Source organism: Acinetobacter sp. TY1, assembly GCF_048551395.1.
Classification (GTDB): Bacteria; Pseudomonadota; Gammaproteobacteria; order Pseudomonadales; family Moraxellaceae; genus Acinetobacter.
This window is the reverse complement of the sequence record NZ_JBLYZK010000074.1, coordinates 1-1,188: the sequence shown is the minus strand read 5'-3', so window position 1 is coordinate 1,188 and position 1,188 is coordinate 1. Positions and strand designations below refer to the sequence as shown.

The window sequence follows — 1,188 nt, the reverse complement described above, 5'->3', positions numbered from 1 at the left end:
ATTTTGTGTGTAGGCTTCTTCATTTGAAAATTATATCGCTGAAAAAGCCTTTACAGATAGGTTTGTGCAACAAAGCCGTTGTAAATTAAAACATCTATTTTATTATCATTTATGATGTCTTTTATTTGATGAACTGAAGTCTCACTAGATGATAGGTCAGCTTCAATCCAATTTAGATTAGCCATGCTAATAGGAATGGAACGAGAAATCCCATAAATAACATCATGTGACTCAGGTATTGATTGAATAATTGCCTTACCTAGCCCTTTACTAACACCATAGATTAAAAAGTTCTTACTCAAATTACTCATAAATTATCATCAATGTTTATAATGCTTTAACTATAAAACCTAATCTTAGCTTGAGGTCAAGTTTCTATTTAACCTAACTACCATAGATAACAAATTTAGAAAAATAGTAAAAATGAGAGCCTAAACCCCCATTTTTGAGTTTACATTTTGCTTAAAACTTCTTCTATTATGTGAAGTAGCTTTTTAATTATCTTATCTACGATAAATAGAAATTAAGTATTCACATAGAATTTAAAACCATTTTAGTGACTTAGAATTTATAAGTTGCACCTACAAACACTTTTTGACGTTCAACTAAATAACTATCTGATCCATTTGATAGTTTTTTGTCAAATAAGTTAATGAAACCGCCACGGACTATCAACTTATCGTTTACCTTATAGTTACTTGCCAAATTCACAATCGTATGGGGTTTTTGCATAGATGAAGTTGTTGTCGTTTCTGTTAAATATTGCTTACCTAAATATTGAGCAGACAAATCAATATTTAGTGGATCTGTAGGTTGCCAATTTAGTGAAGAGTTTATGATTAACTTTGAAGTTGTTAATAGAGTATTTCCTGTATCTTCATTTTTTGCTTTTAAAAAATAAGTTGCATTATTGTTCAATTTTAGATTTTCTAAAATTGGAAGGTTTACAACCATTTCAAAACCACGAGTTACAGCGCTTTGAATATTTTCATTACGTGTAAACCAAACACCGTTTCTAACACCTAAAGGAGAATAGTCAATTTTGTTTTTAAAATCTGTATTAAAAAATGTCAAACCGATATCTGTCCCTAAACCTGTATAATTAATACCAATGATGTGTGCTGAAAAAACAGGAGGTTTTAACTTGGTAAACTAAACACACTCATCAGGAGTTTACCATGAGCAAGA

1 protein-coding gene and 1 pseudogene are annotated in these 1,188 nt (G+C 30.0%); both read right to left on the bottom strand.

Annotated elements, in window-relative coordinates:
• Window positions 1-77: 77 nt before the first annotated feature.
• Window positions 78-311: pseudogene (locus ACK2M2_RS16410) on the bottom strand (short-chain dehydrogenase); the annotation flags it as partial.
• Window positions 312-561: 250 nt separating this feature from the next.
• The gene (locus ACK2M2_RS16405; RefSeq protein ID WP_419349914.1) at window positions 562-1,107 is read right to left on the bottom strand and encodes a TonB-dependent receptor domain-containing protein; all 546 of its coding nucleotides are present in this window, start codon (window positions 1,105-1,107) and stop codon (window positions 562-564) included.
• Window positions 1,108-1,188 lie beyond the last annotated feature (81 nt).